Below are 21,081 nucleotides of genomic sequence, written 5' to 3' on the forward strand. Positions count from 1 at the left end.
GCTGCCTCCATCCCACGTCCCCACCCCAACCCCTCCCCTGAAGGGGAGGGGCTTACAGAAGGAGAAGCCCGATGCGTTCAGCCGTCATCGTTTCCACCGCCCGCACCCCGATCGGCCGCGCCTATCGCGGTGCATTTAACAACACCCCTGCCCCAACCCTCGCCAGCCATGCGATCAAGGCCGCGGTCGAGCGCGCCGGGATCGACGGCGGGATGGTCGATGACGTCGTCTTCGGCTGCGCACTTCAGCAGGGGCATCAGGCCGGCAACATCGCACGCACCTCGCTGCTCCGCGCGGGGCTCCCCGTCACCGTGCCGGGCATGTCGGTCGATCGCCAGTGCGCCAGCGGCCTGATGGCGATCGCCACCGCCGCCAAGCAGATCATCACCGACAACATGGACGTCACCATCGGTGGCGGCGTGGAGAGCATCAGCCTCGTCCAGACCCCGCAGATGCGGCTCGCGCCCGACCCCGAGCTGATCGCGATGCACAAGGACGTGTACATGGCGATGCTTGGCACGGCGGAAGTCGTCGCCAAGCGCTATAACATCAGCCGCGAAGCGTGCGACGAATATGCGCTCAAGTCGCAGCAGCGTACTGCCGCCGCGCAGGCTGCTGGTTATTACGATCAGGAGATCGTCCCCGTCACCGCGACGATGGCGGTGACGAACAAGGAAACTAAGGAAGTCACGCACAAGGAGGTCACGCTCTCCAAGGACGAAGGCAACCGCCCCGAGACGACGCTCGAAGGCCTCCAGTCGCTCCAGCCCGTCATGGGTCCGGGGATGAACGTGACCGCGGGCAACGCCAGCCAGCTGTCGGACGGGTCGTCCGCCTCGGTGCTGATGGAAGAGTCGCTCGCCTCGAAGCGCGGCCTCACCCCGCTTGGCCGTTATGTCGGCATGGCGGTGGCGGGCACCGAGCCCGACGAGATGGGCATCGGCCCGGTCTTCGCGATTCCCAAGCTGCTCGAGCGCTTCAACCTCAAGATGGACGACATCGGCCTGTGGGAGCTCAACGAAGCGTTCGCAGTGCAGGTGCTGTATTGCCGCGACAAGCTCGGCATTCCCGATGAGCTGCTCAACGTCTCGGGCGGCGCGATCTCGATCGGCCACCCCTACGGCATGACCGGCGCGCGCGCGACCGGCCACGCGCTGATCGAGGGCAAGCGCCGAGGCGCAAAGTACGTCGTCGTCACCATGTGCATCGGTGGCGGCCAGGGTGCCGCCGGTCTGTTCGAAGTCCTCTGAATCCACTGCCGCCGCGTCCATCCGATGGGCGCGGCGGACGGGTTGTTGTTTCGCTCGGCAACCAACTTCGCGGTTCGCGGTTCTCCCTTTACCAAATCAGGAGAACCCCAATGGCCGACACCCACGAAATCAAAGAGACGCTGTGGAAGAAGATGGCCGACAGCCCCTACCTCATGGTGGGCAAGGCCGACGGATCGTCGCACAGCGAGCCGCTGATGGCGCAGCTCGACAAGGATCTGGTCGACACTTTGTTCTTCTTCACGGGGAAGGATAACCGCCTGGCCGATGGCGGCAAGGTGATGGCGCAGTTCGTGTCCAAGGGGCATGACTATTTCGCCTGCATGGCCGGCACGATCCGCCAAGACAACGACAAGGCCATGATCGACAAGCTGTGGAGCAAGCAGGTCGAGGCATGGTTCCCCGAAGGTAAGGAAGACCCCAATCTCGCGCTGCTGCGGATGGACATAGACAGCGCCGAATTGTGGGAAACCGACATTTCGCTGACGGGTCGCGTCAAGATGCTGTTCGGCGGCACGATCACCGCGGACGAGAGCAGCAGCCACGCCAAGGTCAGCACGACCGCCGCGTAACCGGTATTTTATTTGACCTCGTTGGATCCCGGCAGCAGACCGGGATCCAGCGAAAACCGATCTCGACCGGTGCGCCATGCCTAATAGTGCACTTCCCCGGCGAAGGCCGGGGCCCAGTCGAGGAAGTCTAGGTAACGAAGAGTAGCGCGTCGTCTTCAAACGTTTCGCTACTGGGCCCCGGCCTTCGCCGGGGAAGGGAGAGAGGACTGACGACGCTACCCCAGCATCATTTTCTCAAGCTTTGCGTGCACTGACAAAAAACGCAGGTCGGACTCGCACCGTTATGACCGTTGAAACACGTTCAAGGTCGCGAACCACGTAACGGCAACGTGCCAAACGGCCTTAGCCGTGCGCCTTCATCCACTCCTCAACGACCGGCGCGACCTTGTTGCGCCACTTCGAACCGTTGAAAATGCCGTAATGCCCGGCTTCCTCGGCCATATAATAGCGCTTCTTCTCGTCCGGCAGATTAGTCGCGATCGTCAGCGCAGCACGCGTCTGCCCAAGCCCCGAAATATCGTCCTTCTCGCCCTCTATCGCGAGGATCGCGATGTCGGTGATCGCGCCCGGATCAACCGGGCGACCGCGATGGAGCATCGTCCCCTTGGGGAGCGAATGGTCCTGGAACACCACGTCGATCGTCTGGAGATAGAATTCCGCGGTCATGTCGCAGACCGAGCGATATTCCTCGTAGAAGCGCTTGGTCGCGTCGGCTTCGAGATCCGCGCCCTCCACCAGATGTTTGAACATCTCGTAATGCGACATCATGTGGCTGCCGAGGTTCATCGACATGAAGCCGGCCAGCTGCAAGAACCCCGGATACACCTTGCGGCCCGCACCCGGATGCATCGCGGGAATCGTCGCAATGACGTTCTGGCTGAACCAGCTGTGCGGGCGTTCGGTGGCGAGCGTGTTGACCGACGTCGGCGCTTCGCGCGTGTCGACCGGCCCACCCATCATCGTCAGCGTCTTGGGACGGCACGGGTTCTTGTCCGCGCTCATCACGCAGGCGGCGGCGTAGCAGGGCACCGAAGGCTGGCACACCGCCAGCATGTGCGCACCCGGCCCGATCGCCTCGAGAAACTCGATCAGATAATCGATGTAATCGTCCAGATCAAACTTGCCGTCAGACAGCGGCACCAGCTTCGCATCACGCCAGTCGGTGATGTACACGTCCGCCACCGGGAGCATCCGCTCGACCGTGCCGCGCAGCAGCGTGGCGTAATGCCCCGACATCGGCGCGACGATCAACAGCTTCGGGCCTGTCTCGACGCCTTCACGGACGAACCGCTTGAGCTGGCCGAACGGCTTGCGCGCGATGATCTCTTCGCGGACTGCAACGGTCGCGCCGTCGATTTGCGTCGTATCGAGCCCGAACTCGGGCTTGCCACGCGGTGCGGCCGCGTGCGCGAACACCTCGAGCGCCGATCCCATCACCGCGCCGCCGCCGAAATAGGCGAACGGGTTGGACGGGTTGCTCAGCCAGCCAGCACTGAAGTCGGCCATCGCGCTCGCCCCGGCGAGCATGGATTTCTGGATTTCATAGGCATTGTACAGCATGGGCGGCCTTCTAGCATACCGGGCTTACGATTCTATCATCATATGCGGCCGTGCGACGAACGGACGCCTGATGCATATGGCTTATACGCGCGACCACGGAATACGATGCGCGCCCGATTGAGGCGCCTGCCCGTCCCTGCTAGGCGTTCGGCATGGCAGACCCCGTCCAAGCCGCTACCCCGCCCAGCCTCACGGCAAGCGACACCAGCCCACCCAGCCGGCGGAAGCTCAGCAATCTGCTGATGATCTGGCACTATGGCTCGCGGTATCCGGCTCAACTGTCGATCGCGCTGCTCGCGTTGCTGACGACGTCAGCGACCACGCTCTATATTCCGTGGACCTTCAAGTCGGTGATCGACCGTGGCTTCAGTACCGGCGGCAGCGCAGAGCATATCGATCGCGTCTTCTACGGACTGTTCGGGCTCGTCGCCGTGCTGGCGATCGCCACCGCGGTCCGCTTCTACTTCGTGTCGTGGCTGGGCGAGCGCACCGTCGCGGACATTCGCACGGCGGTGCAGGCGAACCTGCTCCGGCTCGCGCCGCGCTGGTTTGAGGAGAACCGCCCCTCCGAAGTTGCGTCGCGTCTGACCTCCGACACCGCGCAGATCGAGAACGCCGTCGGCACCACCGTCTCGGTCGCTTTGCGCAACGTCATTACCGGCATTGGCGGGATTATCTCGCTGTTCGCGCTGGCCCCCAAGCTCGCCGGGCTGCTGCTCCTCGGTATCCCGGTGATGGTCTTGCCGATCGTGTTGCTCGGGCGCCGCGTCCAGGCCTATTCTCGCTCCAGCCAGGATCGTATTGCCGATATCGGCGCGATGGCGGTTGAGACGTTCGGCGCGATGAAGATCGTCCAGGCGTTCGGCCAGGAACAGCGCGAAACCGAACGATTCGCCGGCGCCGTAGAGCGCAGCTTCGCCGCCGCCAAACGGCGGATCCGCATCCGCGCGGTCATGACCGCGCTGGTGATCGGGCTGATCTTCGGCGCGGTGACGCTGCTGATGTGGACGACGCTTGCGGACGTGTCCGCCGGTCGGCTCACGGGTGGTGCGCTGACCGCGTTCATCTTCACGGCGGGGTTGGTGACGGGCGCGTTCGGCGCGCTGACCGAAGTCTACGGCGACCTGCTGCGCGCCTCGGGTGCCGCCGAGCGGCTTGCCGAACTGCTCAACGAGGAACCCGAGATCGCCGCGCCAACGGCACCCGCGGTGCTGCCGACCCCGGCGCGCGGGACGCTGACGTTCGATCACGTCGAGTTCCGCTATCCCACCCGGCAGGACGTCGCTGCGTTGCACGACTTCTCGCTCGACATTGCGAGCGGAGAGACCGTGGCGATCGTCGGCCCTTCGGGAGCAGGCAAGACCACGCTGTTCCAGCTGATCCAGCGCTTCTACGATCCCGATGCGGGCGCGGTGCGGATCGACGGCGTCGACCTGCGCGACGCCGACCCTGCCGAAGTCCGCGCGCGCATCGCGATGGTGCCGCAGGAAACCGTGATTTTCGGCGCGACCGCGCGCGACAATCTGCGCTACGGTCGCTGGAGCGCGCACGACGACGAACTGTGGGCCGCTGCCGAGGCCGCCAACGCCGCCGAATTCCTGCGCAAGCTCCCCGAAGGGCTCGACACGTTCCTTGGCGAAAGCGGTGCACGCCTGTCCGGCGGGCAGCGTCAGCGCGTCGCGATCGCGCGTGCTTTGCTGCGCGATGCACCGATCCTGCTGCTCGACGAGGCGACCAGTGCGCTGGATGCGGAGAGCGAACGGTTGGTGCAGGAAGCGCTCGAACGGTTGATGGATCACCGCACCACGCTCGTCATCGCGCACCGTCTCGCAACCGTGCGTGCGGCGAAGCGGATCATCGTGATGCGTGATGGGCAGATCGTCGAGCAGGGATCGCACGGCGCGCTGATCGGCCAGAACGGGCTCTACGCGCGGCTTGCCAGCCTGCAGTTCAACGAAGCAGCGTAAGTCCTGACTCACCGTGTTCCTGCGGAAGCAGGAACCCAGGGTCCAGTAGAACATCGGCGGACGGCACGTGCAACCCGGGACTCCAGCTTTCGCAGGAGAACGGAGGGCTTTTACCGCGCCTTACGCGCCGATCGCCCGCATTTGGTTCAGACGATGAACGCCCCGTCCACGACAACGCGCTCGCCGTTCCACTCGGGAACCGCCTCGGCGTTCATCGGGATCATGAAGCGCTTCTTGTCGGGGCGCTCGATCTCGAGCACGTCGCCCGCGCCGAAATCGTCGATCGCGACGACATGGCCGAGCGCCTCACCCTCCAGCGATACCGCCGGCAGGCCGAGCAGATCGGCATGATAATATTCGCCCTCTTCCAAAGGCGGGAGCGCCGAGCGCGGCACGGTCAGTTCGGTCCCGCGCATCGCCTCGGCGGCGTTGCGGTCGGTGACTTCGGCGATCCGTGCGATCGCGCCGTTGCTGCCGGGGCGCACCGACTTGAGGGTCAGCGCGCCGCCGTTGAACAGTTTGTACTTCCCAAGGTCTTCGGTGAAGACCTTGAGACGCACCTCCCCCGTGACCCCATGCGCGCCGATCACGACGGCAAGCGTAACGGGGGAGTCGGCCGACATCAGCCTTCGACCGGTGCCGAGGCGCTTTCGCCCTCGTTGGTCGCGTCTTCGGTTGCTTCGGCAGGCGCGGGTGCAGCTGCGGCCTCAGCGGCGGCTGCCGCTGCTGCTGCCTTTGCCTCTTCGGCGTCGGCGAGCTTCTTCTCACGCTCTTCCGCACGCTCGGTTGCCTTCTCGCCGGGCTTGCCCTTGTTCGGGTTGGTGCGCGCCGCGCGCTCCCGGATGCCGGCCACGTCGAGGAAGCGGGCGACACGATCGGTCGGCTGCGCGCCGACGCTCAGCCAATGCTTCGCGCGGTCGGCGTCGAGCACGATGCGCTTCTCGTCGTCCTTGGCGAGGAGCGGGTTGTAGGTGCCCAGCTTCTCGATGAACTTGCCGTCACGCGGGCTGCGCGCGTCTGCAACGACGATGCGGTAGTACGGACGCTTCTTGGAGCCGCCACGCGACAGACGAATGCTGATTGCCATAGTAAACTACTTCCTTCTTGGTCGTTCTTGGGTTTTGCCAGCGGCTGAAGGCCGCATGGCGATCACTTCTTCTTGAGCAAATTCTCGAAGCCCGGAGGGAGCTTCGTCTGGCCGCCGCCGAGGCCGGGAAGGCCCCCGCCACCGCCGCTGAACATCTTGGACGGATCGATCCCGCCGAGACCGCCGAGGCCACCAGCACCACCGTCGGGACCACCCATCCCGCCCATGCCACCGCCGCCACCACCAAACAGCTTGGCCATGCCTTTCAGCCCGCCCATCTTTTTGATCTTCTTCATGGCGTTCGCCATTTCCTGATGCATCTTCAGGAGCTTGTTGACCTCCTGCACGGTCGTGCCGGAGCCCTTGGCGACGCGGATCTTGCGCTTGGCGTTGAGCAGTTCGGGCTTGCGCCGCTCCTTGGGCGTCATCGACGTGATCATCGCGTCGAAGCGGACGAGGATCTTCTCGTCCATCGCGCCCGATGCCATCGCCTGCTTCGCCTTGGCCATGCCGGGAATCATCCCCGCGAGCGCGCCGAGGCCACCCATGCGGCGCATCTGCCCGAGTTGCGCGCGCAGATCGTCGAGGTCGAACTCGCCCTTGGCGAGCTTGGCCGCCATCTTCTCGGCGTCCTCGACCTGAATCGCTTCCGCCGCGCGCTCGACCAGCCCGACGACGTCGCCCATGCCGAGGATGCGACCCGCGACACGCTTGGGATCGAACGCCTCGAGCGCGTCGAGCTTCTCGCCCATGCCCGCGAACTTGATCGGCTTCCCCGTGACCGCGCGCATCGACAGCGCCGCACCACCGCGCGCATCGCCGTCCATGCGGGTCAGCACGACACCGGTCAGCGGCACCTGATCCGAGAAGTTCTGCGCAACGTTGACCGCATCCTGCCCGGTCAGCGAGTCGACGACGAGCAGGATCTCGGTCGGCTTGGTCACCTCGGCGACCGCGCGCATTTCGTCCATCAACGCCTGGTCGACGTGGAGACGACCCGCGGTATCGAGCATCAGCACGTCGAAGCCCTGCAGCTTCGCCGCCTGCACCGCGCGCCGCGCGATGTCGACCGGCTGCTGCCCCGCGACGATCGGCAGGGTCGAAACCTCCGCCTGCGTGCCGAGCACAGCGAGCTGCTCCTGCGCGTTCGGGCGGTTGACGTCCAAGGACGCCATCAGCACCTTCTTGCCCTGCCGCTTGGCAAGGCGCAGCGCGATCTTGGCGGTCGTCGTCGTCTTGCCCGACCCCTGCAGGCCGACCATCATGATGATCGCGGGCGGCGAGACGTCGAGTTCGAGCTCGGACGCTTCCGCGCCCAGCATCTCGACCAGAGCGTCGTTGACGATCTTGACGACCTGCTGCCCCGGCGTGACCGAACGCAGCACGTTCTGGCCGACCGCCTGCTCGGTCGCGCGATCGACGAAATCGCGCGCCACCGGCAAGGCGACGTCCGCCTCGAGCAACGCGACTCGGACTTCGCGCATCGCCGAACGCACGTCCGCCTCGGTCAGCGCACCGCGCCCCCGCAACCGATCGAACACACCGCCAAGACGGTCGCTCAGGCTCTCGAACATCCGAAAAAACCCTTCCAATTCAGCGCATTCGCCGCGTAACGCAAAGAGCGCCGGCGGACGAAACCTCGTCGGCCGGCGTAGTCCCGCAGGACAGCCTTCACGCTTCACGGTGGAGCGATCGGTCTGTCTCTTAACGCAAGGCGTTCGTCGCTGCAACTATCCCAGTTTAACGACCTGTACATGTATCGCGTGAGATGTGCGGATCACGGAAGGTTGATCCTAAATGATGAGACGCGACAGACGATCCCGAAAGGGAGAAGCCGACGGCGTCCGGGCGTCGTTGGTGCCCGGATCGCTGAACGGCGCGATCACGATCATGGCGATCCTGCTGTTCGTCGCGCTCGGCAGCGCCGCCATGTCCGATGCGGTCCAGCATTATTTCGGTAGCGGCGGGCATACCGACCAGGCCCTCGCGGTCGCGCTGCTCCTCAACATCGCGTTGATCCTGGTTGGATGGGGGCACAATCGTCACTTGCTGCGCGAAGTCGGCGTCCGCACCGCCGCGGAGGAACGCGCGCACCAGCTTGCCGCAAAGGATCCGCTGACGGGATTCCTCAACCGCCGCAGCCTGGCCGAAGCGGGCGCGATGATGTTCGCCAATGCCGCCGGGCGCCCCAAGGCGATGGCGCTGTTGCTGCTCGACCTCGATCATTTCAAGATGGTCAACGACCTGCACGGTCATGCGACCGGCGATGCGCTGTTGAAGGAAGTCGCACGCGAGATCGCCGAAGCGATGCCGCCCGCGGCGATTGCGGCTAGACTCGGCGGGGATGAATTCGCCTGCGCCTTCCCGTTCGACCGCACGCATCCTGCGCTAGTCGAGGACGTTGCAGACACGATCGTGACGCGGCTTGCGCGCCCGTTCCATGCCGACGGTCTGCACCTCCACATCTCCGCCTCGGTCGGCATCGCCCGGTCGGACATTAGTTGCGCTGGCTTTGATGCGCTGATGCGCTCGGCCGATACCGCCATGTATGCCGCGAAGAATGCCGGGCGAAACCGCTTCGCCTGGTTCGATCAGTCGATGGAACGCGACCTCAAGGCCCGAAACGCGCTCGAGACCGAATTGCGCAACGCGATCCCGCGCGGCGAGATCGTCCCCTATTTCGAACAGCAGATCGATCTCATGACCGGGCGGATCACCGGGTTCGAGGTTCTGGCGCGGTGGGAACATCCCGCTCGCGGCCTGATCGAGCCCGCCGTCTTCATCCCGATCGCCGAACAGACCGGGCTGATCAGCGAATTGTCGTTGTCGCTGATGAACCAGGCGTTCCATGCCGCGCGCGACTGGGATGCGGGGCTGTCGCTTTCCGTCAATTTCTCGCCGCTCCAGTTCCGCGACGCATGGTTGGCGCAGAAGGTCATTAAGGTGCTGACCGAAACGCGCTTTCCCGCCAACCGGCTGGAGATCGAGATTACCGAGGCCGCGCTGCTCGACAATCTCGCGCTGACCCAGTCGATCGTCGGCAGCCTCAAGAACCAAGGTGTCCGGCTCGCGCTCGATGATTTCGGGACGGGCTTTTCGGCGCTGGCGCATCTGCGGGCACTCGCGTTCGACCACCTCAAGATCGACCGCAGCCTGATCATGTCGATCGAAAGCAGCGCGGAGAGCACCGCGATCGTCACCGCGATCACGCGCCTTGGGGACAGCCTCAACCTGCCGATCACCGCTGAGGGAATCGAAGACGCGCGGATCGAGGAGCGCTTGCGCGCGCTCGGCTGCGCGCGGGGGCAAGGCTATCTGTACGGCCAGCCCACCAGCGTGGCGAACACCCGTCGCCTGCTCGCCGAACGCCGGCTGCTGCAGACTCCTGCGGCAGGAATCGCCGCGGTGCCGGGCAAGGACCATCGCCGTATCGCGTGAGCGCACCAGCACGACGCATGGACTTCGCCCCCCACCGCCCCTAGATCGCCGCCATGCCCGAACCGCGGATCATCAGCCTCGGCTGCCGTCTCAACATCGCCGAAAGCGAGGCGATTCGTACGCTTGCCGGTCCCGGCACGATCGTCGTCAACAGTTGTGCGGTCACCAACGGCGCGGTCGCCGAGACGCGCAAGGCGATCCGGCGCGCGCGCGCCGAGCGCCCCGATGCGCAGATCGTCGTTACGGGATGCGCCGCGCAGATCGACCCGGCTAGCTTCGCGGCGATGCCCGAGGTCGACCGCGTCCTCGGCAATATCGAGAAGCGCGCGCCCGCCGCCTGGGCTTCGGACGAAACACTGCTGGTCGGCGATATCCTCTCCGCGCGCGAGACCGCCCCGCAATTGTCCGCGGTGTTCGCCACCCATGCGCGCGCCTTCGTCGAGGTGCAGAATGGCTGCGACCATCGCTGTACCTTCTGTGTCATCCCTTACGGGCGCGGCAACAGCCGCTCCGTCCCGGCGGGCGCGGTGATCGATCAGGTCGCGGCGCTGGTCGACGGCGGCCACCGCGAGGTCGTGCTGACCGGGGTGGATCTGACGAGCTACGGCCCCGACTTGCCAGGCGCCCCGACGCTTGGGTTGCTGGTCGAGCGGATCCTGCGGCATGTCCCGACGCTGGAACGATTGCGGCTGTCCTCGCTCGACGGGGTCGAGATCGACGACCGCCTGTTCGCCCTGCTGACGCAGGAAGCGCGGGTGATGCCGCATGTCCATCTCTCGCTTCAGGCGGGTAACGATATGATCCTCAAGCGGATGAAGCGCCGCCATGCGCGCGCCGACAGCGTTGCGCTGGTCGACCGGCTCAAGACCGCGCGGCCGGAGATCGCGATCGGCGCGGACCTGATTGCGGGGTTCCCGACTGAGGATGACGCGATGTTCGCCGACACGCTCGCGCTGATCGACGATTGCGACATCGTCCATGCGCACATCTTCCCTTATTCCGAGCGCGACGGCACGCCTGCCGCGCGGATGCCTGCGGTGCCGGTGCCCGAGCGCAAACGGCGTGCGGCGTTGCTGCGCGCGGCGGCGGCGGTGCGTAAGGCGGCGTGGCTGCAGGGGATGATCGGCACGACGCAGGACGTGCTGGTCGAGCGGCCGGGCGACCGCGGGCATATCGGCAGTTTTGCGGAAGCCCGGTTCGAGCCGCTTGCGGTCGGGACGGTCCAGCGCGTGCGGATTACCGGCAGCGACGGGAACACGCTCACCGCCACCGCGCTTCCCTCCCCTACCGCTTCCCCCCTTCTCGCTTCCCCGGCGAAGGCCGGGACCCAGTCGCGAGACGCTGGTAGCGAAGCGCCGTCCTCACCAACCTCTGACATCGCTCCTGGGCCCCGGCCTTCGCCGGGGAAGCAAAACCAGCAGGCACAGCAGCAAGCATTTTTACAAGAGACCCTCGCATGACCCCAAGCTGGCACGACAAACTCCTCGGCGGGTTCAAGCGCACCTCCGACCGGCTGATCGGCAACCTCGCCGGTCTCGGCACCGGGCCGCTCGATACCAAGACGCTGGACGAGATCGAGGAAGCGTTGATCGCGTCCGATCTCGGCCCGGAGACCGCCGCGCGGATCCGCCGCCGCCTGTCGACCGGCGTGTTCGAGCGCGACATGGAGGAGCTCGGCATCCGCCTCGTCGTCGCCGAGGAAATCGAGAAGTCGCTCGACACCGTCGCGGTCCCGCTCGAAATCACCGGCTTCCCGCGCCCGCACGTCATCCTCGTGATCGGCGTCAACGGCTCGGGCAAGACGACCACGATCGCCAAGCTCGCGCATTTGCTCAAGGAACAGGATTACGGCGTGATGCTCGCGGCGGGCGACACGTTCCGCGCCGCCGCCATCGGGCAGCTTGCAACCTGGGCGGAACGCGCGGGCGTCCCGCTCATCTCGGGCAAGGAAGGCGGCGACGCAGCCGGGATCGTCTACGAAGCGGTCAAGCAGGCGACCGCAACCGGCATCGACGTGCTGATCGTCGACACCGCGGGGCGCCTCCAGAACAAGCGCGAACTGTTGGACGAACTGTCCAAGATCCGCCGCGTGCTCGGCCGCCTCAACGTCGAGTCGCCGCATGACGTGTTGCTCGTGCTCGATGCGACCACCGGGCAGAACGCGCTCAACCAGATCGAAGTGTTCAAAGAGTCCGCTGGTGTTACCGGCCTCGTCATGACCAAGCTCGACGGCACCGCGCGCGGCGGCGTGCTCGTCGCGGCGGCGGAGAAATACGGCCTGCCGATCCACGCGATCGGAATCGGAGAGGGCATGGGCGATCTGCGCCCGTTCGACGCGAACGAGGTTGCGCGGATCATCGCGGGCGTGGAAGGGGTCCGCAAATGACCACCCCCCTGTCTTCCGCTTCCAAACCCCCGCTCAGTTCGGGTCAACGCCTTGCTGTCGACATCGGCCCGATCGCGATCTTCTTCCTCGTCAACTTCCTCACCCCCGGGCTCGACACGGTCAAGCTGCTCGCCGGCACTGGCGCGTTCATGCTCGCGAGCGTTGCGGCGATGGTCTATTCGCTGATCAAGTCGGGACGCATCTCGCCGATGTTGTGGATGACAGGCACGCTTGTGCTCGTGTTCGGCGGGCTGACGCTGTATTTCCACAGCAAGGAATTCATCCAGATCAAGCCGACCGTCATCTACGCGATGCTGTCGGCGATCCTAGTGTTCGGGCTGGTGACGGGACGGCCGCTGTTGAGCCTGTTCCTCGATTCGGCCTATCCGGGACTGAACGAAACCGGGTGGCGCAAGCTGACGATCAACTGGGCAGTGTTCTTCGCGTGCCTCGCGGTGCTCAATGAAGTGGTGCGGCACGAATTCAGTTATAGCTTCTGGCTCGGGTTCAAGCTGTGGGGGGTGATTCCCCTGACGCTTATCTTCGCCTTTGCGAACGTACCGATGCTGATGAAGCACGGCTTCCAAATGGGGGAAGAGCCGCCGGTCCCGCCGGTCGAGTGATTCGGGGGCCTATTTCTTCTGCCGTCGCTTCCCCGGCGAAGGCCGGGGCCCAGTAGCGAAGGGCGAGGTAACCGGGCGCAAGCGCCAGCAAACTCCAGTCTCGCTGCTGGGCCCCGGCCTTCGCCGGGGAAGGAAGTAATAAACTAAGAAGAAACCGCGGGGGAGAGCAAACTCTGCTCGATCCCCCGGCAATCGTTTCGCCGTTGCCGGTCTTTCCGGCGGCGTCCCTCGTCCTGCGTTTCTGTTTTATGTCCGGCGCTACGACAGCACGCACACCATAACAGGCGTTCCAACAAAAAAAAGGCCGGTCTTTCGACCGGCCGTGAAAGTTTTAGGAGAGGATGCCTGAAAGGCACACTCTTTGTGCAGTGCAGCACGGCTTTGAGCAACTGCAAAAATACGCTTTCACGATTGCACTGCGCGCAACTGCACGAGAATCACGTCAGGCGGTTGCGCCGTCGAACCGCTTGCCGGCCTCGTCCCAGTTCACGACATCCCACCAAGCCTTCAGATAGCCCGGACGGTCGTTCATGTACGTCAGGTAATAAGCGTGCTCCCACACGTCGTTACCGAGGATCGGGGTGCCCTTGTCCTTGGCATCGTCCATCAGCGGATTGTCCTGGTTGGGCGTCGAAACGACCTTGAGCGCGCCCGACGAATCCTTGATCACCCATGCCCAGCCCGAACCGAACTGGCCCGCACCCTTGGTGTTGAAATCTTCCTTGAGCTTGTCGAGGCCGCCATACGCGTCGATCGCCTCGGCGAGCGCGCCGGAAGGCTGCGTCGTGCCGGCCGGTGCCATGATCTTCCAGAAGAAGTCGTGGTTCCAGAAACCGCCGCCATTGTTGCGCACCAGCGGCGGGAGCGTCGAGATCATGCCGAGGATTTCCTCGATCGACTTGTCCGCCAGCTTGGGGTCGGCGGCGACGCCTTCGTTGAGCTTGTTGGTGTAAGCGGCGTGATGCTTGTCGTGGTGGAACGTCATCGTCTCCTTCGAGATCGTCGGCTCCAGCGCGTCATAGGCATAAGGCAGCGGGGGAAGTTCGAAAGCCAAGGCTCGTCTCCTTTGATAATGACGGGGTCGCTCACCCAAACGTCGCTTGGGCGAAATGGGTCCGGCGCGCTCGTTACGCAACCGATTCGGAAGAAGCGCCTGAAATCAGGCCGTGACGCTTCAACGCGTGGCGCAACTGGTCGTAGCTCAGCCCCAGCGCCTCGGCGGTCGCGCGCTGGTTGAACCGGTTTTCCGCCAGCGCGGTCTGCAGCATTTCGCATTCGAACCGCGCGAGCCGCGCCTTGTAATCCATCGGCTGGACCGGGTCTGCGCAAGGCGGTGGCGGAGCGTCGACGTGTTCCGGTGCTGCGACGTGCGGTGCGACCGGCGGGGCGGATGCCAGCGAGGTGGCGGGGCGATGCGGCGACTGGAACGGATCGAACACGATCGTGTCGATCGGCGTATCGTCATCCGAGCGGTACACCGCGCGTTCGACCACGTTGCGCAGCTCGCGCACGTTGCCGGGCCAGTCATAGCCCTTCAACTGCGCTTCGGCCGCAGGGGTAAACCCCGGCCACCCGTCGCGGTTGAGTTCCGCCGCCATCCGCCGTCCGAAATGCTCGGCGAGCACCATCACGTCGTCGACTCGCGCGCGGAGCGGCGGCAGCGTCACCACCTCGAAACTCAGCCGGTCGAGCAGATCCGCGCGAAACTGGTGCCGGCTGACCTTGTCGGGCAAATGTTCGTTGGTCGCCGCGACGATCCGCACGTCGACCCGCATCGGGCGCGACGACCCGATCCGCGTCACTTCGCCATATTCGACCGCGCGCAGCAGCCGGTCCTGCGCCGCCATCGACAGCGTGCCGAGCTCGTCGAGGAACAGCGTGCCGCGATGCGCTTCCTCGAACCGCCCTGCCCGCGCCTTGGTCGCGCCGGTAAACGCGCCCGCCTCGTGCCCGAACAATTCGGCCTCAATCAGCGTCTCGGGGAGCGCAGCGCAGTTCATGATGACGAGCGGCTGATCCCAGCGTGGTGACAGGCGGTGGAGGCGTTCGGCGACCAGTTCCTTGCCCGTCCCGCGTTCACCGATGACGAGCACCGGGCGGTCGAGCGCCGCCGCGCGGCTCGCGAGTTCGAGCGCGTCGAGAAACGCGCCTGACTGCCCGATGACCTGTGTGGTTCGCTCCATTGCCAAGGCTTGGCGTAAAGTCCCAAGCCTTGGCAAGGGCCATTCCGTTCACCTTCTAGCAAGGTACGGATTTCCGGCGTTTTTCGATTTGGCACGGTCCCTGCAAGGCTTCTGGCATCGCCCCACGGGGCACCGGACACAAACAGGGAGACCCACAATGGACAGCCAGTACAAGAACCGCACTTCGCTTCCCCAACTGCTCGTCGCGCTTGTCGCCACCGTCCTCGTCGGATCGGTCGCACTGGCCGGCACGGTCGGACCCGCGATGGCGACCTCTTCTACGGTAACGGCCCCGTATCAGGCCTGACGCCGCCATTCCCGAAATTTCCCAAGGAGTATCATAATGGGCATCTTCAGCCGCACCCGAGACATCATCGCCGCAAACTTCACCGACTTGCTCGACAAGGCCGAAGACCCCTCGAAGATGATCCGCATGATCATCCTCGAGATGGAGGAAACGCTGGTTGAGGTCCGCGCCTCCGCCGCCCGCACGATCGCGGACCAGAAGGAAATGCGCCGCCACATCAGCAAACTCGGCGCGTTGCAGGAAAGCTGGACCGAGAAGGCCGAGCTGGCGCTGTCGAAAGGCCGCGAGGATCTCGCCAAGGCAGCCCTCGTCGAGAAGCAGAAGGCCGCCGACATGGCAGCGCAGCTCGACGGCGAGATCGCAGTGCTCGATGAATCGCTCCACGGATCGGAGGAAGACATCGCCAAGCTGACCGGCAAGCTCCGCGAAGCCCGCACGCGCCAAAACTCGATCGCAACCCGCTTCGAGACTGCCCAGAACCGCTTCAAGCTGCGCGAGATGTACAACGGCCCACGGATGCAGGATGCGTTCAGCCGGTTCGAGATCATGGAGCGCCGCGTCGATATGGCCGAGGGCCGCGCCGACGTCGCCGGAATGGGCGCACCGCCCAAGACGCTCGAAGAAGAAATCGCCGAGCTCAAGTCGAGCGAGAAGGTTGAGGCCGAACTCGCCGCGATGAAGGCCCGCGTTAGCAAGGACGTCTGAGATGGAAGACATCCTCGTTCCGATCTTCGTCTGCGGCACGCTCTTCGTCGGCATGCCCTGGGTCATCCTCCACTATGTCACCAAGTGGAAGCAGGCGCCGAAGATCACCAACGAAGACGAGAAGCTGCTCGACGAGCTCTACTCGCTCGCCCGCCGATTGGAAGACCGGCTGGGCACGGTGGAGCGGATCATCGCCGCCGATCACCCCGAATGGCGCATCAGCATGCCGCTCGCCGAGCCGACCGCCCAATCGTTTCCAACCCCGTCTTATGACCCCACCCGGAGGAACTGAAATGTCCGCCAGCCGCACCAAATTTTACCTCGACAAGCAGAACGCCAAATGGATGGGCGTCTGCTCGGGGATCGCCGAATACACCGGCATCGACGTGACCCTCGTCCGGGTCGGGGTAGCGCTGCTGACCCTCGCGACCAGCGGATGGATCTTCATCGCTTATGTCGTGATGGGATGGGTCGCCGAGAAGAAGCCGAGTGGCCTGTACGACAGCGCCGACGACGCACGCTTCTGGCAGGGCGTCCGGTCCAACCCGACCCGCTCGACCGCCGAAGTCCGCAGCAAGTTCCGCGACATCGACCGCCGGCTCGCCGACATCGAAGTCATGTACACCAGCCGCAACAGCCGCCTCGCCGACGAGATCGACAGCCTGCGCTGAACGCGGCGGGGGCCAGTTTCTAGCTTTAATCAGGGGAGAATACCGATGTCTTGGGGTGGTCCAGGCTTCATCGTTGCCATCATCGCCATGTCGACCTTCGGATGGGTGTTCACCACCTGGATCCGCGCCCGGCACGGCTATCCCATCGAGAACGAATGGAGCGGCGTCGCCAGCCGCACCGATCCCGACGCAGACCGCAAGCTCGCGCTGCTGATCGGGGAAAACGAAAAGCTCCACGGCAAGATCAGCCGCCTCGAGGAGCGCCTCGCGGTCCTCGAACGGATCGCGACCGACCCCGCCGAACGCACCGCGCGCGACATCGACGCGCTGCGCTAACCCAGGAAAGGATCTGAGCATGGCATTCGATAGCGTCTTCCTCATCCCGATCCTTGCGATCAGCGTTGGTCTGGTCGCAGTCACCGGCGGGGTCATCGTCCGCCCCTGGCTTGCCTTCAAGGAACGCCAACTTGCGAGCGAAGCCACGATGGTCGCCGAAAAGGCCGCGCAATATGCGGCCCAGACCGAGCGCCTCGAACAGCGCGTTCGAGTATTGGAGCGCATCCTGACAGATCGCGGCGTCGATCTCTCCGACGAAATCGACCGGTTGCGCGACACCCCGCTTAACTAACCCCTACCCTTTCTTCCCCGAGGACATCATGATCATCTTTTTTGGAATACTCGCCGTCGTGACGGCGGGATGTTGCTGGGCGACCGAAAGCATCGACCGTCCTCGCCGCCGCGCAGCGCGCGCGGCACGCCAGGCCACCCAGGGCTGACCAGCCCGAAAACCTAAAGGGAGAATGTCATGAACGGTGGAGAAATGATGGTCGTCCTGATCGTGCTGGTCGCGGTCGTCGGCGGGATCATCAAGGCACGCTACAAGGCGGCCGGCCGGATCGAACTACAGCCGCAGCAGGACAGCGCCGACGCCCAGCGCCAGCGCGACGAGATCCGCGCGCTCAAGGAGCGGATCGCCGTCCTCGAACGGCTCGCAACCGAAAACAACGACAGCGGCGCCCGCCTCGATCGCGAGATCGAGAAGCTGCGCGACCGTCCATGACCACCTTGGCAGGAGCAGGGATCATGACCGACCCCAATTTCTACATGACGATCGCGGTCGCCGGGCTGGCCGGCCTCGCGATGCTGACCTTCGCCACGCTCACCGGCTGGCGCGGCTGGCTGTCCTACAAGCTGGAACAGCTGCATGCCGTCGGCGATGCCAATGCCGGCCCCGCGCTTCCCAACGCCAGCGCGCGGATCGAGATTGCGGACCTCAAGGAACGCATCCGCAAGTTGGAAGCCATCGCCGCGGGCGTGGATCTGTAAAGCCGCACCGCGTTTCGCTACCCCGTTACGCTTAAGCGCGACGGGGTAGCCTGTATCCCTGGCACAAGGGTCCACCAGAATTCGGGCCAACAACATCCGTTCGGGCCGAGCAAAGTCGAAGCCCCCCTACCGCCGCCCGACAATCTCCAAAGTCCGGGCATCGCGCTCGCCACCAAACCAGCGGCCCAGCGCCTCCCCGACCACCGCAGGCGCCCCCGCCGCCTCGAACAGCGTCAGCGATGACCGCAGCTTGATTGCATCAATCCCGCCAAACACGCCTTGCGCGGTTCCGCCCGACAATGCCTGCAACACCTCGACAGCGGACAGATAGCGCGGCCCCAACACCCCGTCAGCGAGATAGGCGCGCGCCTCGTCCAGCGAGGCAATCGCGAAATGGCGTGCGGTCGGGCTGTTGCCGAGCCCCGCAATCTGCGGAAAGATGAACCACATCCAGTGGGTGCGCTTCGCGCCGGCTCGAATCTCGGCCAGCGCGGTGTCGAACACCCCCGCCTGCGCCGTGGTGAACCGCTCCAGATCATATCCCGTCATCATCGCGTCCTCGCCGTTCGCGTATCAACGCGAGCGCATGGCGAAGGGTTCGTCAGTCCGCCTCGCCATCCTCACACCGCGCGACGCGCCAGCGCTTGAGTGCCGCGGCATAAGCCGCGTCCGCCCGGTCGACCGCCTCCTGCAACGTGCCGCGCTCCGCAGCCTGCGCCCGCTCCAGATCACGACGCCGCCGGTCCAGCGCGGCCTGTTCGTGCGCGAGGGCACGACTGTCGTCCTCATGCCGACGGCCCGCTGCCTCCAGCTCCGCCTCGGCGGCTTCGAGGGCCTCTGGCGACGGACGCGGCGGTGGTGGCTTGGGCCTGGCTTTCGGTTTGGCAGGCGTTTTGGCCTTGGCCTTTGCGGAGGTGGAACGCTCGGGCTCATCCTCGTCGCCACTCGCGGCGCGGTCGGGCCGTTCCACCGCGGGCAACGCCGCAATCTGCTCCGCGGTCGTCCCGCGCGATCGCTTGATGACCTTCCCCGGCGTGGCAAGCGGTTCCTCCGTCAACGCCGGATCGGTGACGATCTCCGCGATCCCGCGCGCGAACAGGTCATGCGTACTACCCCACGCTTCGAGCGCAGCCTTCTTGGTAGGGGCCGCGACATAGGCGTCGTGAAACCCGATCGGGGTGCGAAAGACTTTCAACGCGCGTGGCATATCGGGAGGCTAGCGATCCCGGGCACGAGCGACAATGCGCTCGGCCGGGCGCTTGGCCGGAAAGGTGGTGCGGGCGGTCGGAATCGAACCGACACTCCTTGCGGAACCGGATTTTGAGTCCGGCGCGTCTACCAGTTCCACCACGCCCGCACGCAAGCTCCGCTAGCGCAAGCTTGGCGGCGCTGCAACACCCTGATGCAGCGGGACGGCGCTTCGTTCAATTCACCGCCCCCCGCCTGCGATAGCTGAGCGCCTCCGCCACGTGCAGTCGCGCAACCCCGTCCACCCCCGCGAGGTCCGCGATCGTCCGCGCCGTCCGCAGCACGCGCGTATAGCCCCGCGCCGACAGTCGCATCGCCTCCGACGCCTGTGCGAGCAATGCGCGCCCCGCCGCATCCGGCGTCGCGACGCGGTCAAGCAGGGCACCGTCCGCCTCGGCGTTGGTGCGCACGCCCTCTTCGGCATAACGCTCGCGCTGGATCGTTCGCGCCGCGGCCACGCGCGCGGCGACCTCGGCGGACCCTTCTGCGGGCGGCGGCAGAACCAGGTCCGCGGCGCTTACCGCCTGCACCTCGACATGCAGATCGATCCGGTCGAGCAGCGGACCCGACACCTTCGCCTGATAATCCACCGCACACCGCGGTGCGCGCGAGCAGGCGCGCGTGACATCGCCCAAATGCCCGCACCGACACGGGTTCATCGCCGCGATCAACTGCACGCGCGCCGGAAACGTCACATGCGCATTCGCCCGCGCCACGCTGACCGTTCCCGTCTCAAGCGGCTGCCGCAGCGAATCGAGGACTACACGCTGGAACTCGGGCAGTTCGTCGAGGAACAGCACGCCGAGATGCGCGAGGCTCACCTCCCCCGGCTTTACCTTCAGCCCGCCCCCGACCAGCGCCGCCATCGACGCCGAATGATGCGGCGCACGGAATGGCCGCGCGCGCGTCAGCCGTCCGCCGGTCAGCGTCCCCGCCACGCTCGCGACCATCGACACTTCGAGCGCTTCAGCGGCATCGAGTGGCGGGAGGATGCCCGGCAGACAGGACGCCATCAGCGACTTGCCCGACCCCGGCGGCCCGACCATGATGAGGTTGTGCCCGCCCGCTGCCGCAATCTCCAGCGCGCGCTTGGCGGTTTCCTGCCCCTTTACCTGTGCAAGATCGGGTCCGCGCGCGACTGGCTCGGTCTCGCCTGGACGTGGGGCTGCTAGCAGGCCGTGGCCCTTGAAGTGATTAATTAAGGACAAGATGTCGGGTGCCGCCAGCACCCCCTGCCCCGCCCACGCCGCTTCCGCGCCCTGCGCGATCGGGCAGATCAGCCCCTTGCCCAGTTCGGACGCATGCAGCGCCGCGAGCAACACACCCGGCGACGGCGCGATCCGCGCGTCGAGCCCGAGTTCACCCACCACGACATAGTCGCCAAGATCCTCCGCATCGACGATCCCCATCGCCGCCAGCAACGCCAGCGCGATCGGCAGATCGAAATGCGAGCCTTCCTTGGGGAGATCGGCGGGGGACAGATTGACCACGATCCGCTTGGGCGGCAGCGCCAGTCCCATCGACGCGATCGCCCCGCGCACCCGCTCGCGACTTTCGCCGACCGCCTTGTCACCGAGCCCAACCAGATTGAACGCCGGCAACCCGGGGATGAGCTGCACCTGCACCTCCACGGCGCGCGCTTCCAGCCCCAGATATGCCACCGTGGACACGCTCGCTACCATCGCTTCCCCCCCGGGCCTGCGACGGGCTTAACCCAGCCGCCCGCGAAGTCCACCACCT

24 protein-coding genes and 1 tRNA gene are annotated in these 21,081 nt (G+C 65.5%); 15 read left to right on the forward strand and 10 right to left on the reverse strand.

Features of this window, described 5'->3' with window-relative positions:
- Positions 1 to 71: 71 nt before the first annotated feature.
- Positions 72 to 1,250: an acetyl-CoA C-acyltransferase gene (locus AC3WJR_RS09860; RefSeq protein ID WP_354282282.1), complete on the forward strand. Its 1,179-nt coding sequence runs from the start codon at positions 72 to 74 to the stop codon at positions 1,248 to 1,250.
- 110 nt (positions 1,251 to 1,360) lie between these two features.
- Positions 1,361 to 1,840, forward strand: a complete 480-nt coding sequence (locus AC3WJR_RS09865) for a pyridoxamine 5'-phosphate oxidase family protein (RefSeq protein WP_492724615.1) — start codon at positions 1,361 to 1,363, stop codon at positions 1,838 to 1,840.
- Positions 1,841 to 2,182: 342 nt separating this feature from the next.
- Here AC3WJR_RS09865 and AC3WJR_RS09870 read toward each other — a convergent pair whose 3' ends face one another.
- Entirely contained in the window at positions 2,183 to 3,400 is a 1,218-nt protein-coding gene (locus AC3WJR_RS09870; RefSeq protein WP_492724617.1) for a polyhydroxyalkanoate depolymerase, read from the reverse strand.
- A gap of 152 nt (positions 3,401 to 3,552) precedes the next feature.
- Here AC3WJR_RS09870 and AC3WJR_RS09875 point away from each other — a divergent pair, with 152 nt between their 5' ends.
- The gene (locus tag AC3WJR_RS09875; RefSeq protein ID WP_492724619.1) at positions 3,553 to 5,367 is read left to right on the forward strand and encodes an ABC transporter transmembrane domain-containing protein; all 1,815 of its coding nucleotides are present in this window, start codon (positions 3,553 to 3,555) and stop codon (positions 5,365 to 5,367) included.
- A gap of 146 nt (positions 5,368 to 5,513) precedes the next feature.
- Here AC3WJR_RS09875 and rimM read toward each other — a convergent pair whose 3' ends face one another.
- From rimM to ffh, 3 genes are all read right to left on the reverse strand, one after another.
- Positions 5,514 to 5,990: a ribosome maturation factor RimM gene (rimM, locus tag AC3WJR_RS09880; RefSeq protein ID WP_492724620.1), complete on the reverse strand. Its 477-nt coding sequence runs from the start codon at positions 5,988 to 5,990 to the stop codon at positions 5,514 to 5,516.
- Entirely contained in the window at positions 5,990 to 6,454 is a 465-nt protein-coding gene (rpsP, locus tag AC3WJR_RS09885) for a 30S ribosomal protein S16 (protein ID WP_354282276.1), read from the reverse strand. The genes rimM and rpsP overlap by 1 nt, the downstream gene beginning before the upstream one ends.
- Positions 6,455 to 6,516: 62 nt before the next feature.
- The gene (gene ffh / locus AC3WJR_RS09890; RefSeq protein ID WP_492724622.1) at positions 6,517 to 8,028 is read right to left on the reverse strand and encodes a signal recognition particle protein; all 1,512 of its coding nucleotides are present in this window, start codon (positions 8,026 to 8,028) and stop codon (positions 6,517 to 6,519) included.
- Positions 8,029 to 8,344: 316 nt separating this feature from the next.
- Between ffh and AC3WJR_RS09895 the strand changes: the two genes are divergently transcribed.
- The 4 genes from AC3WJR_RS09895 to AC3WJR_RS09910 are packed head-to-tail and all read left to right on the forward strand — an operon-like array spanning position 8,345 to position 12,901.
- Complete coding sequence (locus AC3WJR_RS09895) at positions 8,345 to 9,892, forward strand: putative bifunctional diguanylate cyclase/phosphodiesterase (protein ID WP_492726098.1); 1,548 nt, start codon at positions 8,345 to 8,347, stop codon at positions 9,890 to 9,892.
- 53 nt (positions 9,893 to 9,945) lie between these two features.
- Entirely contained in the window at positions 9,946 to 11,352 is a 1,407-nt protein-coding gene (mtaB, locus tag AC3WJR_RS09900; protein ID WP_492724624.1) for a tRNA (N(6)-L-threonylcarbamoyladenosine(37)-C(2))-methylthiotransferase MtaB, read from the forward strand.
- Positions 11,349 to 12,278: a signal recognition particle-docking protein FtsY gene (gene ftsY / locus AC3WJR_RS09905; protein WP_492724626.1), complete on the forward strand. Its 930-nt coding sequence runs from the start codon at positions 11,349 to 11,351 to the stop codon at positions 12,276 to 12,278. Before mtaB ends, ftsY begins: the two co-directional genes overlap by 4 nt.
- Positions 12,275 to 12,901 (forward strand): inner membrane-spanning protein YciB, encoded by a 627-nt coding sequence (locus AC3WJR_RS09910; protein ID WP_492724628.1) that lies wholly within the window; start codon positions 12,275 to 12,277, stop codon positions 12,899 to 12,901. Before ftsY ends, AC3WJR_RS09910 begins: the two co-directional genes overlap by 4 nt.
- A 442-nt stretch (positions 12,902 to 13,343) precedes the next feature.
- Here the strand turns inward: AC3WJR_RS09910 and AC3WJR_RS09915 are convergent, their stop codons facing one another.
- Both AC3WJR_RS09915 and pspF read right to left on the reverse strand, forming a co-directional pair.
- Complete coding sequence (locus tag AC3WJR_RS09915; protein WP_492724630.1) at positions 13,344 to 13,955, reverse strand: superoxide dismutase; 612 nt, start codon at positions 13,953 to 13,955, stop codon at positions 13,344 to 13,346.
- Positions 13,956 to 14,028: 73 nt separating this feature from the next.
- The gene (pspF, locus tag AC3WJR_RS09920; RefSeq protein WP_492724632.1) at positions 14,029 to 15,084 is read right to left on the reverse strand and encodes a phage shock protein operon transcriptional activator; all 1,056 of its coding nucleotides are present in this window, start codon (positions 15,082 to 15,084) and stop codon (positions 14,029 to 14,031) included.
- Positions 15,085 to 15,241: 157 nt separating this feature from the next.
- Here pspF and AC3WJR_RS09925 point away from each other — a divergent pair, with 157 nt between their 5' ends.
- The 8 genes from AC3WJR_RS09925 to AC3WJR_RS09960 all read left to right on the forward strand — a co-directional run bounded on the left by AC3WJR_RS09925 (position 15,242) and on the right by AC3WJR_RS09960 (position 18,093).
- Positions 15,242 to 15,391, forward strand: coding sequence for a hypothetical protein (locus tag AC3WJR_RS09925; protein WP_354282260.1), 150 nt, complete (start codon positions 15,242 to 15,244; stop codon positions 15,389 to 15,391).
- A gap of 36 nt (positions 15,392 to 15,427) precedes the next feature.
- The gene (pspA, locus tag AC3WJR_RS09930) at positions 15,428 to 16,096 is read left to right on the forward strand and encodes a phage shock protein PspA (protein ID WP_354282258.1); all 669 of its coding nucleotides are present in this window, start codon (positions 15,428 to 15,430) and stop codon (positions 16,094 to 16,096) included.
- A gap of 1 nt (position 16,097) precedes the next feature.
- Positions 16,098 to 16,388, forward strand: a complete 291-nt coding sequence (gene pspB / locus AC3WJR_RS09935; protein WP_354282256.1) for an envelope stress response membrane protein PspB — start codon at positions 16,098 to 16,100, stop codon at positions 16,386 to 16,388.
- A 1-nt stretch (position 16,389) separates the two neighbouring features.
- Positions 16,390 to 16,767: an envelope stress response membrane protein PspC gene (gene pspC / locus AC3WJR_RS09940; protein ID WP_354282254.1), complete on the forward strand. Its 378-nt coding sequence runs from the start codon at positions 16,390 to 16,392 to the stop codon at positions 16,765 to 16,767.
- A 45-nt stretch (positions 16,768 to 16,812) separates the two neighbouring features.
- Positions 16,813 to 17,103, forward strand: coding sequence for a hypothetical protein (locus AC3WJR_RS09945; protein WP_492724634.1), 291 nt, complete (start codon positions 16,813 to 16,815; stop codon positions 17,101 to 17,103).
- Between the two features lie 19 nt (positions 17,104 to 17,122).
- Positions 17,123 to 17,395 (forward strand): hypothetical protein, encoded by a 273-nt coding sequence (locus tag AC3WJR_RS09950; protein ID WP_492724636.1) that lies wholly within the window; start codon positions 17,123 to 17,125, stop codon positions 17,393 to 17,395.
- A gap of 192 nt (positions 17,396 to 17,587) precedes the next feature.
- The gene (locus tag AC3WJR_RS09955) at positions 17,588 to 17,827 is read left to right on the forward strand and encodes a hypothetical protein (RefSeq protein ID WP_492726100.1); all 240 of its coding nucleotides are present in this window, start codon (positions 17,588 to 17,590) and stop codon (positions 17,825 to 17,827) included.
- A 23-nt stretch (positions 17,828 to 17,850) separates the two neighbouring features.
- Positions 17,851 to 18,093 carry a hypothetical protein gene (locus AC3WJR_RS09960; RefSeq protein ID WP_354282246.1) on the forward strand — a complete coding sequence of 81 codons (243 nt, stop codon included), beginning with the start codon at positions 17,851 to 17,853 and terminating at the stop codon, positions 18,091 to 18,093.
- 126 nt (positions 18,094 to 18,219) lie between these two features.
- On the opposite strand, the gene AC3WJR_RS09965 is transcribed toward AC3WJR_RS09960, so the two are convergent.
- From AC3WJR_RS09965 to AC3WJR_RS09980, 4 genes are all read right to left on the reverse strand, one after another.
- Positions 18,220 to 18,642: a DUF1810 domain-containing protein gene (locus tag AC3WJR_RS09965; protein WP_492724638.1), complete on the reverse strand. Its 423-nt coding sequence runs from the start codon at positions 18,640 to 18,642 to the stop codon at positions 18,220 to 18,222.
- A gap of 52 nt (positions 18,643 to 18,694) precedes the next feature.
- Entirely contained in the window at positions 18,695 to 19,300 is a 606-nt protein-coding gene (locus AC3WJR_RS09970; RefSeq protein ID WP_492724640.1) for a hypothetical protein, read from the reverse strand.
- Positions 19,301 to 19,365: 65 nt separating this feature from the next.
- Positions 19,366 to 19,450: transfer RNA gene (locus tag AC3WJR_RS09975), tRNA-Leu, on the reverse strand.
- A gap of 67 nt (positions 19,451 to 19,517) precedes the next feature.
- Positions 19,518 to 21,023 (reverse strand): YifB family Mg chelatase-like AAA ATPase, encoded by a 1,506-nt coding sequence (locus AC3WJR_RS09980; RefSeq protein ID WP_492724642.1) that lies wholly within the window; start codon positions 21,021 to 21,023, stop codon positions 19,518 to 19,520.
- Between the last annotated feature and the right edge of the window lie 58 nt (positions 21,024 to 21,081).

The organism is Sphingomonas sp. FW306-05-A, assembly GCF_058782275.1.